General features: G+C 65.8%; 14 protein-coding genes and 2 pseudogenes. 13 read left to right on the top strand and 3 right to left on the bottom strand.

Annotated features, from left to right (window positions below; genetic code table 11):
- Nucleotides 1-288: 288 nt before the first annotated feature.
- Nucleotides 289-4,595 (bottom strand): annotated as a pseudogene (locus IM25_RS27615) (AAA domain-containing protein).
- A 213-nt stretch (nucleotides 4,596-4,808) separates the two neighbouring features.
- The gene (locus IM25_RS13095; protein WP_065996103.1) at nucleotides 4,809-6,014 is read right to left on the bottom strand and encodes a glutamate dehydrogenase; all 1,206 of its coding nucleotides are present in this window, start codon (nucleotides 6,012-6,014) and stop codon (nucleotides 4,809-4,811) included.
- 175 nt (nucleotides 6,015-6,189) lie between these two features.
- Here IM25_RS13095 and IM25_RS13090 point away from each other — a divergent pair, with 175 nt between their 5' ends.
- Nucleotides 6,190-7,101: a LysR family transcriptional regulator gene (locus tag IM25_RS13090; RefSeq protein ID WP_065996102.1), complete on the top strand. Its 912-nt coding sequence runs from the start codon at nucleotides 6,190-6,192 to the stop codon at nucleotides 7,099-7,101.
- Between the two features lie 24 nt (nucleotides 7,102-7,125).
- Here the strand turns inward: IM25_RS13090 and IM25_RS13085 are convergent, their stop codons facing one another.
- Nucleotides 7,126-9,924 carry an aconitate hydratase gene (locus IM25_RS13085; protein WP_065996101.1) on the bottom strand — a complete coding sequence of 933 codons (2,799 nt, stop codon included), beginning with the start codon at nucleotides 9,922-9,924 and terminating at the stop codon, nucleotides 7,126-7,128.
- Nucleotides 9,925-10,229: 305 nt separating this feature from the next.
- Between IM25_RS13085 and IM25_RS13080 the strand changes: the two genes are divergently transcribed.
- The 12 genes and pseudogenes from IM25_RS13080 (at nucleotide 10,230) to IM25_RS13040 (ending at nucleotide 16,799) form a co-directional block, all read left to right on the top strand.
- Nucleotides 10,230-11,069 (top strand): formate/nitrite transporter family protein, encoded by an 840-nt coding sequence (locus IM25_RS13080; RefSeq protein ID WP_033098790.1) that lies wholly within the window; start codon nucleotides 10,230-10,232, stop codon nucleotides 11,067-11,069.
- Between the two features lie 136 nt (nucleotides 11,070-11,205).
- A complete protein-coding gene (locus tag IM25_RS13075; RefSeq protein WP_065996100.1) occupies nucleotides 11,206-11,790 on the top strand; it encodes a DUF3558 domain-containing protein in 585 nt (194 codons plus the stop codon).
- An 81-nt stretch (nucleotides 11,791-11,871) separates the two neighbouring features.
- On the top strand, nucleotides 11,872-12,168 hold the full coding sequence (locus tag IM25_RS13070; RefSeq protein ID WP_232333323.1) for a hypothetical protein: 297 nt from the start codon (nucleotides 11,872-11,874) through the stop codon (nucleotides 12,166-12,168).
- Nucleotides 12,169-12,292: 124 nt separating this feature from the next.
- Nucleotides 12,293-12,478 (top strand): annotated as a pseudogene (locus IM25_RS27465) (ISL3 family transposase); the annotation flags it as partial.
- 101 nt (nucleotides 12,479-12,579) lie between these two features.
- Complete coding sequence (locus IM25_RS26850) at nucleotides 12,580-12,867, top strand: helix-turn-helix domain-containing protein (RefSeq protein WP_232333322.1); 288 nt, start codon at nucleotides 12,580-12,582, stop codon at nucleotides 12,865-12,867.
- Nucleotides 12,834-13,610, top strand: a complete 777-nt coding sequence (locus tag IM25_RS26845) for an ISL3 family transposase (protein WP_232333321.1) — start codon at nucleotides 12,834-12,836, stop codon at nucleotides 13,608-13,610. The genes IM25_RS26850 and IM25_RS26845 overlap by 34 nt, the downstream gene beginning before the upstream one ends.
- 103 nt (nucleotides 13,611-13,713) lie before the next feature.
- The gene (locus IM25_RS25495; protein WP_084295006.1) at nucleotides 13,714-14,310 is read left to right on the top strand and encodes a DUF3558 domain-containing protein; all 597 of its coding nucleotides are present in this window, start codon (nucleotides 13,714-13,716) and stop codon (nucleotides 14,308-14,310) included.
- A 25-nt stretch (nucleotides 14,311-14,335) separates the two neighbouring features.
- A complete protein-coding gene (locus IM25_RS13060; protein ID WP_033098787.1) occupies nucleotides 14,336-14,695 on the top strand; it encodes a hypothetical protein in 360 nt (119 codons plus the stop codon).
- Between the two features lie 82 nt (nucleotides 14,696-14,777).
- A complete protein-coding gene (locus IM25_RS13055) occupies nucleotides 14,778-15,365 on the top strand; it encodes a DUF3558 domain-containing protein (RefSeq protein WP_033098786.1) in 588 nt (195 codons plus the stop codon).
- Between the two features lie 26 nt (nucleotides 15,366-15,391).
- Nucleotides 15,392-15,751, top strand: a complete 360-nt coding sequence (locus IM25_RS13050; protein WP_033098795.1) for a hypothetical protein — start codon at nucleotides 15,392-15,394, stop codon at nucleotides 15,749-15,751.
- Between the two features lie 82 nt (nucleotides 15,752-15,833).
- Nucleotides 15,834-16,421, top strand: a complete 588-nt coding sequence (locus IM25_RS13045; RefSeq protein WP_065996099.1) for a DUF3558 domain-containing protein — start codon at nucleotides 15,834-15,836, stop codon at nucleotides 16,419-16,421.
- 18 nt (nucleotides 16,422-16,439) lie between these two features.
- Nucleotides 16,440-16,799: a hypothetical protein gene (locus IM25_RS13040; protein ID WP_033098784.1), complete on the top strand. Its 360-nt coding sequence runs from the start codon at nucleotides 16,440-16,442 to the stop codon at nucleotides 16,797-16,799.
- Nucleotides 16,800-16,986 lie beyond the last annotated feature (187 nt).

Genomic DNA, 16,986 nt, shown 5'->3' with positions numbered 1-16,986 from the left:
AAGATCCCCGAAGGAAACACCTTCGGGGATTCTTCGCTGCCCGAATATTACTGGCCGCTGAGGCTGCTGATGCTGCCGATGAGCTCCATGAACGGGCCGAGCAGCTTCGCCAGCTCGACGAGGGCCTGAAGTTCTTCCATGGGGGACTCCTGTCGCAAGGGGGAATTATGTGCAACGAGACTCGTTGCGCATCAATAAATATCAGGAATCCGTGCACTTCGCTGAAGAAGGGGCGTGAAAAGACGCACTGTAACGTTCCCGGTCGATAACCGATGCTACCGAGTTGTTTCAGTAAACATCCGTCGCTGCGATCGATCGCATATCCACGCGACCGGGCGTGATTCCGCGGCGCTCCAGCTCCTCCCAGAGTCCCGACAGGGCCGCGACCGGGTCGAGGTAGTACTCCGATTCCCGCACCCGCCAGAACTTCCAGCCGCTGCGGTGCAGTTCACGCTCCCGCTCCAGATCGGCGTTCTGTCGGTCGGGGCTGGTGTGCCACTGCTCGTCGTCGCAGGCGACTGCAAGCTTGCCCGCCTCCCCTGTCACGACGAGATCGATGAAGTGACCGTTCACCTCGACCCGCGGATTCACGTGATAGCCGCGGGCGGCGATGTCGAGGAAGACGTCCTGCTGGAAGAGGCTGTCGAACGCCTCGTGCCGCTCGTCGCGCGTCACGCCGTCGGGCATCGGCTCGGCCGGCCGCGGGGACGTCGTCCGCATGTGGGTGAGCAGCGAGTACCGCAGGTCGGCGCGACGCAGCGTGTCGATGGTTCTCGAATGGAACAGCCACAGCTGGTCCTGGGCACGCGAGGCGGCGACGTTGAACCGTCGCTGGTATTCGGTCCGCGTCAATGCGGCGATGTTCTGTTCGGGCGCCACGACCATCGACAGGAACACCACGTTCCGCTCGTCGCCCTGGAAGTCCGGGGGCGTGCCGACGCGGAGCCTGCGTTCCTCCCACTGCTCTGGGGTGAGTCGCTCGAGCAGTTCGTTCTGGATGATGTCGACCTGCAGCTGCCCCTGCAGCACCACGACACCGAAGGTCTTGCCGTCGTAGGCGGGGTCCTCGACGCACTTCACGAGCGTGTCGACGAGGGCGTGTGCCTCGGCGTAGTTCGTCAGCGTCGAGTTCTGTCCGGTGACGGCGCCGTCCTCGACCAGCGTGGTGCGCAGCGGCTGCAGACGATCGGAGCCGTACTGCCGCATGGGCACGAGCGGGTCGTCGGCGTAGAACTGGTCGCTCGACCACGCGATGATCTCCGGCATCGACCGGAAGTGCTCGCGCAGCCGGACGATGCTGCCGAACCGCGACCGCAGCAACGAGAACAGACTCGAGCGCGGAGTGAAGCTGTCGCGCAGGTAGTTCGGGATGTCGGGCAGATACGAGTCGAGACGGCTGAACACCCCGTCGAGCGCACCCAGCGACACCGCGCTCGGCGCACACTGCTTGTCGTCGCCGACGACGATCACGCGCGGCGCCAGCCACAGCAGGAACAGGCTGCTGATGTCGGTCTGGCTCGCTTCGTCGACGATGACGACGTCGAACGAATTCTGTTCCGGTGGAATCGAAGCCAGCACCTGCTGCAACGGCATCACCCAGGCCGGCACCGCACCCTGCGCGACCTGCATGGCCTCGCGTGCCGCCGCCCGATAGCGCTCCGCGTAGCGGCCGGTGCCCTTACCGATGCTCGCGATGTGGTCGCGGTACGAGTGGAGTGCCTGCACCTGCTCGGCGGTGGTGCGGTCGAGACACGCGCTCCACGCCTTCTCCTCGACGAGTTCGGTCGTGAGTCGCGCGATGTCCTTCTCGAGTGCGTCGAGGTCGCGTTCGAACTGTCCGTCGTCGCTGCGCTCGTGGAAGCGTCGCACCCACTCGTCGGCGCGTCGCCACGCCCACGCCTCGTCGATGTCGGCGAGACGAACCGGCCAAGCCAGGCTCAACGGATTCTCCGCGAGGACCTGAGCGAGTGCGGGTGCTGCGGTGGTCAGACGCGCGTGGAGGGAGACCAGTTCCAGTTCCTCACGCTGCTCCCCCGCCGCCCGGTCCCACGCATCCAGGGCCGCGTTGATGGCGTCGAAGTCGGCGTCGTGGAAGGCACGGGCCAGCGCGCGTCCTTCGGGCGACGCTCCCCCGGAGATCTGGCTCCAGACGCGCGTGGAGGGGATTCAGAGCCAGTTCTTGCGCTGCTCCCGCCCGCGGCGGCGATGGTCCAGGGCGACTCGGATGTGGCCCGCGCCTGCTCGATGCTCGTGATCCGCGGCGCCCCCGGATGAACCTCGCGCAGTGCCGATTCCACGTCGTGCACCCGGGCCACGAGATTGTCGACGATGGCGCGATCCCGGTCGAGAAACGCGAGGGTGCCGACCGCGCGGCTGCGCGACTCGTCCAGTTCGATGTCGATGCCGAGGTCGCGGAGGACCACCCGCGCGACCCGGATCGCCTCGAGCGCACGAAGGTGTTCGGCGACGATGCGCGCCGTCTGGGCGGTGGTGGCGGCGACACCGTCGACGGTCGCGATCTCACCGAGCGCCTCGACGGCGGATTGCTCGTCGCTGCGCCGGAACCGGCTGAATCCGCTGCGCCACGTGTCGCCGGCCTCGAGCTTGCGGGCGAGCGCGTCGTACGCCTCGAATGCCTGTCGTCCCGTCGCGGAGATGTCCACGGAGCTGGCGCCGACGATCCGGTCGGCTTCCTGCGCGGCCTGCACGAGCCTGGCGAGCTCGGCGGTCTTCCCCCACAGGTGCTGGGCGCGGCCCGACAGGACGTCGTCGGCGACGCGCCGGATCCGCGCGTCGAGCCGGTCCGCGTCCTCGAGGGCACCCTGCAACTGCTCGCACAGGTCGCGGATACGGCCGAGTGCTTCGAGCGACGCGCCCTCGAGGATCCGCAGCAATCCCTGCGTCTCACCGTTGGTCGTGCCGCTCGACGCCTGGGAGACGGCGGCGCACGCGTACTGCAGTTCTCTCTGGGTGGGCAGGGACAGTTCGGGGAAGCGCTGCTGGCGACGGCGCGCCCGCTCGACGCTCGACCGCTGATGCAGCGAGTGGAGGGTGACGAGTTCGTCGACCGTCAGCGGTGGGGTGTCGGTGAGCAGAGGCGCGGGCAACCACGCGTACTTGGATTCGTGCGCGCGGACCCGCCGGACGATCGACGCGGCCGTCCCCTCGTAGCCGGCGGCGACATCGGCGTGGGCCTCGGTCTCCTCCGCGCGCGCCTGCCGGATCTGTTCCATCAGCGTCGCGCGACGCTCGAGTGCGTCGTTGCGTTGCGTGGTGAGCTCGTCGATGCGTTCCTGCGCGCGCCGAACGTTGAATTGTGCCTTGCGGATGGCGATTTCGCTGACACTGCGAGTGAGTTCGACCGTGCCGCCGTGCACCGGGTCGGTGACGGCCACGCACAGTTCCTGCAGCTCGGACGGGAGCTTCTCCCGGAGCACACGCAGCGCCTGCGCCTTCTCACTGGTGACCAGCACACGCTGCCCACGCGCGAGTAGCGCCGCGACGATATTGGCGATGGTGTGGGTCTTGCCCGTGCCCGGCGGACCCTCGACCACGACGCCGCTGTCGCCGGCGAGCCGGTCGATGATGTCGCGCTGTTCCTCGTTCGCGGGCAGCGGCAGCAGCTGCTCCCCGGTGAACTCGGTCGACGGCGTGCCGATGCGGTCGAGCCACGCGACCCGGTCGGCCGGTTCGATCGCTTCGACGAGCTGCGCCAGCCCGAGCGGCACCGGATTCGACTCCTCGGCGGCCGCCTCGGTCATGCGGTTGTAGTACTCGATGAGCGCGTGGGCGCCGCGCTTACGCAGCACGAGGACCGGCGACTGCGTCACGAACGCATCCGACGACGACGCTTCGTCCGCACGATCGACGACGTCGACCGGCACGGTGAGCGCACGCTCGGCCCAGCTCTTCAGGAACGCGCGGGCCGCGGGGTCGAGGGGCGACGCAACCTGGGTGACGAGCGCATCGTGCAGTTCGCGGACACTCGTCGGGTCGAAGATCTCCAGTCCGGTGAGGAGCTGGACGTCTTCGAGCGACGGTCCGGCGCTGGGACTCAACCGGACCACGAGGTCGCCGGAATCGCCCTGCCGCTCGATGAGCGCGGTCTGCGTGATCAGGTGCGTGTGGACCCGCGCGCCCGCCACACCCTCGGACAGGTGCAGCAGACCCGACGCGACGACGAGCTCCAGCGATTCCGGCTGGTCCTCGAGGTCGAGCATCGCTCGCTGCAGGAAGCTGTACAGATGCGAGGCGGCCTGCCGCTCGCGGTCGACGACCGCCCACGTCCGCCAGTCCGTCAGCCAGGCGTCGAGACCGTCGATATCGATGGCCTGCGGGTCGAGTTCGGGCTCGACGGCGGACTCCGCGATGTCTCCGTGCACGTATTTCGCGAGTTCGGCGGGCGGACGCGGGGGCTCTTCGAGCTGAGCGCGACGCGCGCGCAGAATGATGTCGCCCGACGCGGCATGGGCCCGCAGCCCGGCCCTGATGTTTCCCTCCTCGAGGGACATCACGGCGCGGTGTTTGTCGACGACGCGGACGGGTGCGCTGCGGGCCTTGACGAGCTCGGCCAGGAAGGCGAGCAGGCGCTGCACGCGATCCCTCAATTCGGGTTCGCGCTCGCCTGACCCCACTCGCACTCCACTCACCCTTGCGGACGTCCTTCCGCCCGTCGACGGAGACGGGCATGTCCACCTTAGAAGTCTTGGTCGACATACGCGTTTCCGGACCCGGACGACGCGCGCCGCCATTTCCGCCGAGTCTCGCCGTCAAGATGCTGACCTGCAGGAATGAGCGAGGTCGACGTGTCAAGGGATGGTGATCGTGCGCGAGGCGCTCGGAGCGTGGTTGGTCGTGCCGAGCTCCCGTGCCGTCTGCCGCGGCGGCACATGATCGAGCGCCCACCGCTCGACCAGCAACGTGATCTTGGTCAGCATCTCGCTGCGCAGGCGCTGGAACGAATCCTCAGGATCGGTCCCCACCCACCCGAGGAGCACCCACCACGCCCACGCGACCGCACCGGCGTTGGCGACGAAATCCGGGATCACCGGGATGTCGCGGCCGGTGAGCACGGCTTCGGCGTCCGGCGTCGTCGCGGAGTTCGCGGCTTCGATCACGACCCGCCCGGCGACCCGGCCGACGTTCTCCGCCGTGATGGCGTAAGAGATGGCGGCGGGGACGAAGATGTCGGCGGGAATGCCGATCACCGCGTCGCGGGGCAGTTGCTCGACGTGCGACGGGACGCGGGAGCGGTCGATCTCCCCGTACTCGTCGCGGAGGTCGAGCAGTGCCGGGATGTCCAGTCCGTCAGCGCAATACAGTGTTCCTGCGGCATCGGCGACGGCGGTCACGCGCATGCCCGCTTCGTGCAGATACCAGGCTGCGCCGCCACCCATCGTGCCGATTCCCTGGATCGCGACGGTGGTCTCGACCGGTGCCCAGCGGTATGCGTTCGCGGTGGCGATGCAGGCCTGCGCGACGCCGTAACCACCGATCACGTCACCCAGCAGGAAGCCGCCGTAGACCGGCGCATTCAGGGAGGTGCGCACCCGGTCCAGGGTGATCGCCGGGTCTGCCGCACGGTTGATCGCGGCGTGGAAGGACTGGTGCAGTCCCAGCCGCTCGAAGACCTCGTCGAGGAGGTGCTGGGGAACGCCCAGGTCCTCGGCGGTGACCCAGTGCGCGTTCAACCAGGGACGCATCGCCTGGCAGAAGCGCTGCAGCACATCGACGGCACGGGGGTCCTTCGGGTCGAAGTCGATCCCGCCCTTCGCGCCGCCCACCGGCAGGGCGAACACCGCGGTCTTCGCGGCCATGCCGCGTGCCAGGTCCTCGACCTCCGACATCGTGCACCCGGCCCGCATGCGGGTGCCACCGGTCGCCAGATCGCCCACCAGGGTGTGGACGACGAGATAGCCGTACGCACCTGTCATCGGGTCCGTCCAGGTGAGACGCAGGAAGGGTTCGTCCCTGCGGGTGTCCACCGCGTCGACGCGTGTTGCCATGGTGGTCATATGCGGTCCCCCGTTCGTCAGAGCCGTCGCTACGTCGATTCGGCCGGTGACGCCAGCGTGCCCGGGGGCGGCGCGGGGCGTCCAGTTACGAAACTCGAAGGTCGGAGTTCACGATTTCTACACAACGCGAGCTCACAGCGGTTGCAGGTCCCCAGGCGCGCCCTACGCTGACGGCATGGAGTTGTCCCTGCGCCGGTTACGGATGCTTCGAGAACTGCATCGCCGAGGCACCGTCACGGCCGCCGCACTCGCCCTGCATTACACCACCTCGGCTGTCTCGCAACAGCTCACCCAACTCGAACGGGACGTCGGCGCAACGCTTTTCGTGCGAAGGGGACGGCGGGTCCAGTTGACGGAGGCGGGCGTGCTGCTCGCCGAACACGCCGAGGAGATCCTGCAGTCGGTGGAGCGCGCGACGACCGCGCTCGAACAGACCCGCGACGGGGTCACCGCGCGCCTGACCGCCGGGGTATGGGCCTCCGTCGCATCCACTCTGATCCCCAGCGCGCTGGCATTGCTGGCCACCGAGCATCCCGGCATCGAGGTCCGCACGCGAGAGCTCGCCCCCGAGGAGACCGCCGGCGCCGTCCGTGACGGATCGCTGGACTTCTCGTTCGTCATCGAATACTCCGGCTACCCGATGTTGTGGGATCCGGAGCTGACCAAGGTGGTGATCGCGGTCGAGCGACTGCACGCCGCGGTGCCGCCCGGGACGGTGCCGGCGGGCACCATCGCACTCGCCGACCTCGCCGAGCATCCGTGGGGATTGGCCGGCCCGAACTCGCACTTCGGCCGCGCGGTGAGCCTCGCGTGTCAACGTGCGGGGTTCGAGCCGAGGATCAACCACGAGGTCGGTGAGCAGGCGACGGCGCTGGCGATGGTCGCCGCGGGGCTGGGTGTCACGCTCGTCTCCGATCTCGGGCTGACGTTGAGCTCACCCGGGGTCGAGGTGGTGGCGCTGACCGAACCGCTCGTGCGCACGATCTCCATCGCGCATCGCGGGGTCGCGTCGGAACGGCCGCCGCTGCGCCTCGTGATCGACGCGGTGCGCACCGCCGCAGCGGAACGGGGGCTCGCGGCGCAGTAGCCACGAGCCCCCGTCTGTCGCTGCCTACTGCGCGAGCTGCTTACGCAGCACGTACTTCAGGATTCCGCCGTGCTGGAAGTACTCGGCCTCGGCGGGGGGGTCGATGCGCACCGTCGCGTCGAACTCCGTGTCCCCCGCCTTCACGTGCACGGTCTCGGGGATCTCGTCGCTGTCCGCCAGACCGGTGATGGTGAATTCCTCCTCCCCCGTCAGGCCGAGGCTCTGCGCCGACTCGCCCTCCGGGAACTGCAACGGCAGCACGCCCATACCGATGAGGTTGGAGCGGTGGATGCGCTCGTACGACTGCGCGATCACCGCGCGCACCCCCAACAGCAACGTGCCCTTGGCCGCCCAGTCACGCGACGAGCCCGACCCGTACTCCGCGCCCGCGAGCACGACCAGCGGTGTGCCGTCCTCCGCGTACTTCTGCGCGGCGTCGTAGATACTCATCTGCTCGTCGGTCGGCAGATAGCGGGTGACGCCACCCTCGACGTCCGGCACCAGTTGGTTGCGCAGTCGGATGTTGGCGAAGGTGCCGCGGATCATCACCTCGTGGTTGCCGCGTCGCGACCCGTAGGAGTTGAAGTCGGCCTGCTCGACGCCGTGCTCCTGCAGGTAGCGACCCGCGGGGCTGTCGCGTCGGATCGCACCGGCCGGCGAGATGTGGTCGGTGGTCACGGAGTCGCCGAGCAGCGCGAGTACCCGCGCGCCCTCGATGTCGCGCAGCGGCTCGGGTTCCGACGACATGTCCTCGAAGTAGGGAGGACGTCGCACGTAGGTCGACTCGTCCTTCCATTCGAACACCTCACTGTCGGGCACGTCGAGGTTCCGCCACGTCTCGTCACCGGTGTAGACGTCCTGGTAACCGGTCTCGAACATCTCCGCGCGCACCGCGTCGTCGATGACCTCCTGGATCTCCTGCGTCGTGGGCCAGATGTCGCGCAGGTAGACCTCGTTGCCCTCGCTGTCGGTGCCGAGCGGGTCATTGAAGAGGTCGACGAGCATCGACCCGGCCAGCGCATACGCGATCACCAGCGGCGGCGACGCGAGGAAATTCATCTTCGTCTGCGGATGGATGCGTCCCTCGAAGTTGCGGTTGCCCGACAGCACGGCCGAGACGTTGACGTCGTGCTCGTCGATCGCGGCCGCGATCTCGTCGGGAAGCGGGCCGGAATTGCCGATGCAGGTCGTGCAGCCGTAACCGACGAGGTTGAAGCCGAGCTTGTCGAGATAGGGCGTCAGACCCGAACGTTCGTAGTAGTCGGTGACGATCCGCGACCCTGGAGCCAGCGTGGTCTTCACCCACGGCTTGCTCCGCAGCCCCTTCTCCACGGCCTTCTTGGCGAGCAGCGCCGCACCGATCATCACCGACGGGTTCGACGTGTTCGTGCACGATGTGATCGCCGCGATCACCACGTGTCCGTTGTCGAGTTCGAACTCGTCGCCGTCCCCGACCCGCACCGGGACCTTCTTCGACGGCGGCGCCGAGGTGTCGGCGTCGTCGGGCACCGGGTCGCGCGGCTCGTCGCGGGAGTCCTCGCTGCGCACCGACACCGGGTCGCTGGCAGGGAATGATTCGAGCACGCCCTCGTCGACACCCGAGTCCTGGACGCGGGAGACGACGTCGGGCACTTCCTCACCGTTGAGCAGCGAGGTCACGGCCTTCGGCGCGAGGGCGACGGGGATGCGGTCCTGCGGTCGCTTCGGGCCGGCGACGGACGGTCGCACCTTCGACAGATCCAGTTCGACGACCTCGCTGTAGTCGGGTTCGCGATCGGGGTCGTGCCACAGACCCTGTTCTTTCGCATACGCCTCGACGAGGCGGATCTGCCCCTCGTCGCGACCGGTGAGACGCAGGTAGTCGAGGGTCGCGTCGTCGATCGGGAAGATCGAGATCGTCGAGCCGTACTCGGGGCTCATGTTGCCGATGGTCGCGCGGTTGGCGAGCGGCACGTTGGCGACACCGGGACCGAAGAACTCGACGAACTTGCCGACCACGCCTGTCTTGCGGAGCATCTCGGCGACGGTGAGCACGAGGTCGGTCGCCGTGGTGCCCTCCTGCAGTTCGCCGGTGAGCTTGAAGCCGACGACCTGCGGGATCAACATCGACGCCGGCTGGCCCAGCATCGCCGCCTCGGCTTCGATGCCGCCGACCCCCCAGCCGACGACACCGAGGCCGTTGATCATGGGGGTGTGCGAGTCGGTGCCGACAAGCGAGTCGGGATAGGCGACGAGCCCGCCGTCCTCGTCCTCCCGCGTGAAGACGACGCGGGCCAGGTACTCGAGGTTCACCTGATGGCAGATGCCGGTGCCGGGCGGGACCACCTTGAAGTCGTCGAACGCTCCCTGCGCCCAGCGCAGTAGCTCATAACGTTCGCGGTTGCGCTGGAACTCGAGGTCGGTGTTGATCCGAAAGGCGTCCTCGGTGCCGAAGACGTCGGCGATCACCGAGTGGTCGATGACCAGTTCGGTGGGGATCAGCGGGTTGATGCGCTTCGGGTCGCCACCCTGCTGGGTCATGGCGTCGCGCATGGCGACGAGGTCCACGACGCACGGCACGCCGGTGAAGTCCTGCATGAGAACGCGTGCCGGGGAGAACTGGATCTCCGGGTTGTGCGTCGACTTCGGATCCCAACCCGCGACGGCCTCGATCTGCTCCCGGGTGACCAGTCGCCCGTCCTCGGTGCGCAGCAGGTTCTCCAGCAGGACCTTGAGACTGTAGGGCAATCGCTCCGAGCCCGGGACCTTGTCGATGCGATAGATGCGATAGTCGGTGTCGTCGACCTCCAGGGTGTCGCGCGTGCCGAAACTGTCGTCACTCATGAACGTGCCTCCCGACTGCGATGTTTCCGGTGGTTACCCGGATGGGTAGCCCGTTCCGCCGCGTCGCAATCACCACCCGGACCGTCGTCTCGACACCACGACGGAACCGTCGTGGGCGTAGGGCGAGCGCGCGGTCGACCTCGTCCGACGGTCGCGACGCCCTCGAGCCGGGAGTCCGACAGGATCCTCACAGCCGACAGGCGCGTGACGCGAGCAGAACGCAACGCGGCCTTACGGTGAGGCAACCCCTGGGACATGCACCGTCCCGACACTGGTCCGCGCACTGTTCGCACCAGGAGGTAGCCGTGTCCTACGTTCCACCCGCCGAATTGGCCCGCGCGATGGTCGATGCCGGTCAGAGCAAGGTCCTCATGTCGACGCGCGATACGCTCATCCGCGCGTACATGGCAGGCGCGATCCTCGCCCTGGGGGCCGCGTTCGCGATCACGATCACCGTACAGACGGGCAACGCCCTCCTCGGTGCCCTGCTCTTCCCCGTCGGGTTCTGCCTGCTCTACCTTCTGGGGTTCGACCTGCTCACAGGCGTCTTCACGATGGTTCCGATCGCCTATCTGGACAAGCGCCCCGGTGTGACGATCGGCGCGATGCTGCGCAACTGGGGCCTGGTCTTCGTCGGGAACTTCCTCGGCGCATTCACCGTCGCCGTGTTCATCACCTTCGTCCTCACCTACGGGTACTCGATTCCACCGGACGCTGTCGGTGAACGCCTCGGTGAGATCGGTGAGGCCCGCACACTCGGCTACGCCGAGCACGGCGCCGCCGGAATGATGACGCTGTTCCTTCGTGGCGTCCTGTGCAACTGGATGGTGTCCACCGGCGTGGTGGCCGCGATGATGTCCAAGAGCGTCCCCGGCAAGGTGATCGTGATGTGGATGCCGGTACTGCTGTTCTTCTACATGGGTTTCGAACACTCGGTGGTCAACATGTTCCTGTTCCCGTCCGGTTTGCTTCTCGGAGGAGACTTCTCGATCGGCGACTATCTGGTGTGGAACGAGATTCCGACGGTCCTCGGCAACATGGTGGGTGGCATCGTCTTCGTGGGATTGGCCCTGTACACGACGCACGTGCGCACGCAGCCGAAGAGGCAGGTCGTGGAGCCGACGGTACCCGTGTCTTCGTCCTGACCCCTGAGATCCGGACAGCAGCAAACGACATGGTCATCGGTGCTCGCAATAGCGCGCACCGATGACCATTCGGCGCGTCGAGCATCGACCCGCGTCGGTGTGCTAGCGTCTGCGCGACTATCGATCGGGGGGTCGCATGGGTAGGTGGGGAATCGTCGCGCTCGCAGCAGTCGCGGCAGTGGTGACGGCGTGCAGTCCGAGCGCCGCGGACGAGGCCGCTGGAGACGAGACGACGACGTCGACCACCCGCACCCCGCGCATCACCGACGACTCCGGCCGACCGCCCGTCACCTTCGACCCCTGCTACGACATCCCCGACGACGTCATGAACGCGGCCGGGTACGACGCGGCGAAGAAGGAAGTCGCGGACATGCCGATGGGGACGTACACATTCCTCGGATGCCTGTACAAGAACGACGACTACCTCCCTGGCGTTAGTCGGGGATTCGGGCTCAACATCTTGGCGGGGAACGTCACCCTCGAAGAAGAAGCTCAGAAGAACGGGCACATTTCCGAACCGGCATCGATCAATGGCCGGGCTGCACTCCTACGAGTCGACCCGTCGGCGTCACTCGCCTGCACGTATGTCCTGGAAACAAACTTCGGAATCGTTATTTTCGACAGGCTCTACCATTCGGACTCCGTAACTCGTCCGCCCATCGAGGTGTGGTGTGACGGGTTTGAGGAACTCGTCGCGTCGATCGAACCCTTTCTCAGCTGACCTGCAAGGAGTGCTATGCCCCCCGGCTTCGCCCGACTCGAGCCGCACGTCTTGGACGAGATTCTCAGGATATGCAAAGTCATGCTCGATGAATTCGACGAGTCGCAGGAGACAGCGCGTAGGCTGCTCAACGTCGAGGGGTTCGGGGACTTCGCGTCAGCGCAACAGCTCGCGGCTGGTTACAGACGCAAAGCGTCCGGCACACCGGAATCCGCAGTCGAACGCATCGAGCAGTTCACTCTCGCCCTCCTCAAACTCCGCGACGCCTTCGCAACCGGCGGAGAAGCATTCCTCGACACCGAATCCGACTGGGCTCGCCAACTCGCCATCACCGACCCCGACAGCGAAGCGGGAAACGGTCATCAGAGCGCGCAATAACGGCTCTTCGCACTTGGTAGGGGCTGGTGCCGATCGACCCGTTGCCGTGTCGGTGATTGAAAAAGGGCCCGCGCCCTTGTGAGCTGGGTGTTCTCAGGCATCCAGGACAGCAAGGAACGCGGGCATGCACCACGGTAGTTCATTGCTGCTCGATCTCGACGGCGTCATCGTCGAATCGGTGCAGCGCACGGTCGACGACAGCCGGATCGTGCAGATCGCAACGGCACCCGAATGGGTCGGGATGTGCCCGCAGTGCGGGCAGAAATCATCGCGCTCGAAGGGTTGGGTCACCACCAGACCGCGGGATGTGCAGGTCGGACCCGACCGTCCGCTGTTGGTGTGGCGGAAACGGAAATGGTTGTGCACCAATACCTCCTGTGACCGTAAGGTGTTCACCGAGTCGACGCCGGGGTGCCGTCCCGGGCACGGGTCACGCCACGAGCGAAGGCGCTGCTGGTCGAGGCGGTCCTCGACGGGGACCGGTCGGTGTCCGCGGTCGCCGGCGACTACGGGTGCGCCTGGCACACCGTCCACGGCCACCTCGTCGTGGTCGCCGACGCCGCCCTGGCCGGCGAGCCTGAGCCGGTGATGGTGCTCGGGATCGATGAGACCCGACGCGGGAAGGCGAAATGGGAAACTTGCCCGAGACCGGGGAACGGAGATGGGTGGACCGGTGGGACACCGGACTGGTCGACCTGACCGGCGATCAAGGGTTGCTGGCGCAGGTCAACGGACGCACCTCGGCGGTGGTGATCGACTGGTTCGACGCCCGCGACGAGACGTGGAAGGCACAGATCACCCATGTCGCGATCGACATGTCGTCGGTGTATGCGAAGGCGGTGCGCGAGGCACTGCCGCACGCACAACTGGTGGTGGACCGGTTCCACCTGGTCAAGAAGGCCAACGAGATGGTCGATACCGTCCGGCGCAGGGTCACCCAGGCCGAGCGGGGTCGGCGCGGCCGCAAGAGCGATGTCGAATGGATCAATCGACGACGGTTGTTGCGGGCCTCCGAACGCCTGACCGACGAACAACGATCGGCCCTGTTCGAGAAGCTGACCGCCGCCGACCCGCACGGGGACATCGCTGCGGCATGGATCGCCAAAGAACTACTGCGCGATGTGTTGCGCTGCACCGATCGTGGTGGCCTTCGCCATGAGATCCGACAGGCTGTATCGGTTCTACACGTTCTGCGCGGCATGCCGTGTCCGGAGATCGGCAAGCTGGCGACGACCGTCTCGGCGTGGCAGGAACCGATGATCCTGGCGATCACCACCGGCCTGTCGAATGCGCGCAGTGAAGGCTACAACCGCATCGTCAAGCACGTCGGCCGTATCGCGTTCGGGTTCCGTACCCCGGAGAACCAACGCCGCCGGGTACGGTGGGCCTGCACTCGACGGTCACGTCGGGTCGCACCCAGCCGGCGCCAATGCCACTGCTAACTGCGAAGAGCGCAATAACGCGCGCCGACGACCATTTCGCGCGCCCGCGTGCGCGGTGGAACCGTTGTGTTAGCGTCTGCCGACAAATCGATCGGGGGGTCGCATGGGTAGGTGGGGAACAGTCGCGCTCACAGCAGTCGCAGCAGTCGCGGCAGTGGTGACGGCGTGCAGTCCGAGCGCCGCGGACGATGCCACAGGAGACGAGACGACGACGTCGACCACCCGCACCCCGCGCATCACCGACGACTCCGGTCGACCACCGGTCACCTTCGACCCCTGCTACGACATCCCCGACGACGTCATGAACGCAGCTGGGTATGACGCGGCAAAGAAGGAAGTCGCGGACATGCCGATGGGGACTTATACGTTCCTAGGATGCACATATCGCGATGACAACAAAATTCCTGGTACCAGACGCGGATATGGTCTCAACATTCTTGCTGGAAACGTGACACTCGATGAAGAACACAGCAACAACGCGCACATCGCTACAGCAGTTTCCATCAATGGCCGACGCGCCCTCCTCGAAGTCGATCCAAATCGGAATGACACCTGTAAATACGTCGTAGAAACTGGCTTCGGCCTCCTCATGCTCACCCGGATATACCACACGGACTACCCAGGATCTGCTCCGATCGGGGAATGGTGCACAGGATTGGAGGAGCTTGCCAACTCGATTGAGCCTTTCCTCCCCACGTGAACCACAACTATTCGAAGGACCCTCGATGAGTGACTTCGCCAGGCTCGAACCGCATGTCGTCGACGAAATTGTCCGTATCTGCGAGGTGATGCTTCGGGAGTTCGAGGACGCCCAAACGACCGCAGCGAAGCTCCCTGACGTTCGTGGCTTCGGCGACTTCGCGTCCGCCCAACAACTTGCCGCTGGCTATAGACGCAAAGCGTCCGGCACCCCTGAATCTGCAATCGAGCGCATTGAACAATTCACCCTCGTTCTCGCACAACTTCGCGACGCCTTCGCCACCGGTGGAGAAGCGTTCCTCGACACCGAAGCCGACTGGGCCCGCCAACTCGCCATCACCGACCCCGACAGCGAAGCGGGAAACGGTCAACAGAGCGCGCAATAACGCGCACCGATGCCCATTTCGCGCTCCGGAGTACTGCTGGCGGTTGTGTTAGCGTCTGGCCGACAATCGATCGGGGGGTCGCATGGGCAGGTGGGGAATCGTCGCGCTCGCAGCACTGGCTGTCATGGGGACGGGGTGCAGTCCGGGTTCGGCGAAGCCGGCCACGAGCGACGAGGCCGCTACTTCGACCACCCACACTCCGCGCATCACCGACGACTCCGGCCGCCCGCCCGTCACCTTCGACCCCTGCTACGACATACCCGACGACGTCATGAACGCAGCGGGGTACGACGCGAGTGAGAAGAAGATGGCGGACATGCCCATGGGGTCGCACACCTTCCTCGGTTGCCGCTACGCCGGAACCATCCATATTCCTGGAGCACTTGCTCGCTACGGGCTGATCATCCTGGCGGGCAACGTGACCCTCGAAGAAGAACTCGAGAAAAACGGCGTTGTTTCAACCACAACCACCATCAATGGACGTCGCGCCTTACGGGAAGTCGGAGCGAACGGCAACGACGAATGCACCTACGTCCTCGAAGCCGACTTCGGAATCATCCTGTTCAATCGGCTTTACCACAAGGACCACGCCGGGCCTGTACCTGTGGACGAGTGGTGTGCTGGCCTCGATCAATTCGTCGAGAGAATTGAGCCATTCGTCGGTGCATGACCGAGCAGAAGGAACGAGTGGGATTGATGACCGACTTCACGCGGCTCGAACCGCACGTTGTTGAAGAAATCGTCAGGATCTGTGAAGTGATGCTGCTCGAGTTCCGGGAAGCATTGGAAATTACGTCGCTGTTGGGTAATCCTCATGGTTTCGGCGACTTCGACTCCGCTCAGCAACTCGCCGCAGGCTATCGTCGCAAAGCCGCAGGCACACCTGAGTCAGCAAGAGAACGCGTCGAGCAGTTCATAGAAGTACTCACCCAACTTCGCGACGCCTTCGCAACCGGCGGAGAAGCCTTCCTCGACACCGAATCCGACTGGGCCCGCCAACTCGCCGCCACCGACCCCGACAGCGAAGCGAGAAACGGTCAACAGAGCGCGCAATAACGCGCACCGATGCCCATTTCGCGCTCCGGAGTACTGCTGGCGGTTGTGTTAGCGTCTGCCCGACAATCGATCGGGGGGTCGCATGGGCAGGTGGGGCATCGTCACGTTCGCAACAGTCGCGGCAGTGGTGACGGCGTGCAGCCCGAGCGCCGCGGACGACGCCGCTGGAGACGAGACCACGACGTCGACCACCCGAACCCCGCGCATCACCGACGACTCCGGCCGCCCGCCAGTCACCTTCGACCCCTGCTACGACATCCCCGACGACGTCATGAACGCAGCGGGGTACGACGCGGCCAAGAAGGAAATCGCGGACATGCCGATGGGGACGTACACCTTCCTCGGCTGCGCCTACGAAGGAACCATCAGCGTCCCAGGTGTACTGGCTCGTTACGACCTGCTTGTGCTGGCTGGGGACGTCACACTCGACGAGGAACTGAAAAGGAACGGGCATGTCGCCGAGTCAGTGCAGATAAATGGGCGGCCCGCACTCGTCGAAGTCGACCCGAACGCGCGAGACACGTGCCGATACGTCTTACAGACGACCTTCGGAATCGTGGGCCTGAGTCGCATCTATCACAAGGATCACCCCGGTGCAGTCCCCCAAGATGAATGGTGCGCGGGCGTTCTGGATCTGGCAACGACATTGGAACCATTCATCCAAGACTGAATACTGCGGGGAGTAGGCATGTCCGAGGCAGTGAGGCTGGAACCAGAAGTCATCACCGAGATCGTGCGTATATGCGACGTTATGCTCGAAGAGTTCCGAAGCTCTGCAAGAGTCACCGAAAAACTGGCATTCACGGCCGGTTTCGGCGATTTCGACTCTGCACAGCAGCTCGCCGCCGGGTATCGCCGCAAGGCGGCTGGAACCCCGGAATCCGCGAAGGAACGCGTCGAGCAGTTCATAGAAGCACTCACCCAACTTCGCGACGCCTTTGCGGCAGGCGGAGAAGCCTTCCTCAACACCGAATCCGACTGGACACGCCAACTCACCATCACCGACCCCGACAGCGGAGCGGGAAACGGTCATCAGAGCGCGCAATAACGCGCGCCTCTGACCACTTCGCGCGCTCGAGCGGTTGTGTCGGCGTCCGGCTGGCATTCGATCGGGGTCGAATGGGCAAGGGGAACAACCGATGCGACTTCCATCCGCTCGCCCGTTGGCTATTCGGAACGGTGCAGACAGTATCTGCGATTGCGATCACAATCAATCCGATCCTGCGAATCAGGCG

Origin of the sequence: Rhodococcus sp. p52 (assembly GCF_000763325.2) — a bacterium.
In the GTDB taxonomy this organism is placed as follows: Bacteria; Actinomycetota; Actinomycetes; order Mycobacteriales; family Mycobacteriaceae; genus Rhodococcus; species Rhodococcus pyridinivorans.
The sequence above is the reverse complement of the archived record's forward strand: the minus strand, read 5'-3'. Positions and strand labels throughout refer to the sequence as shown.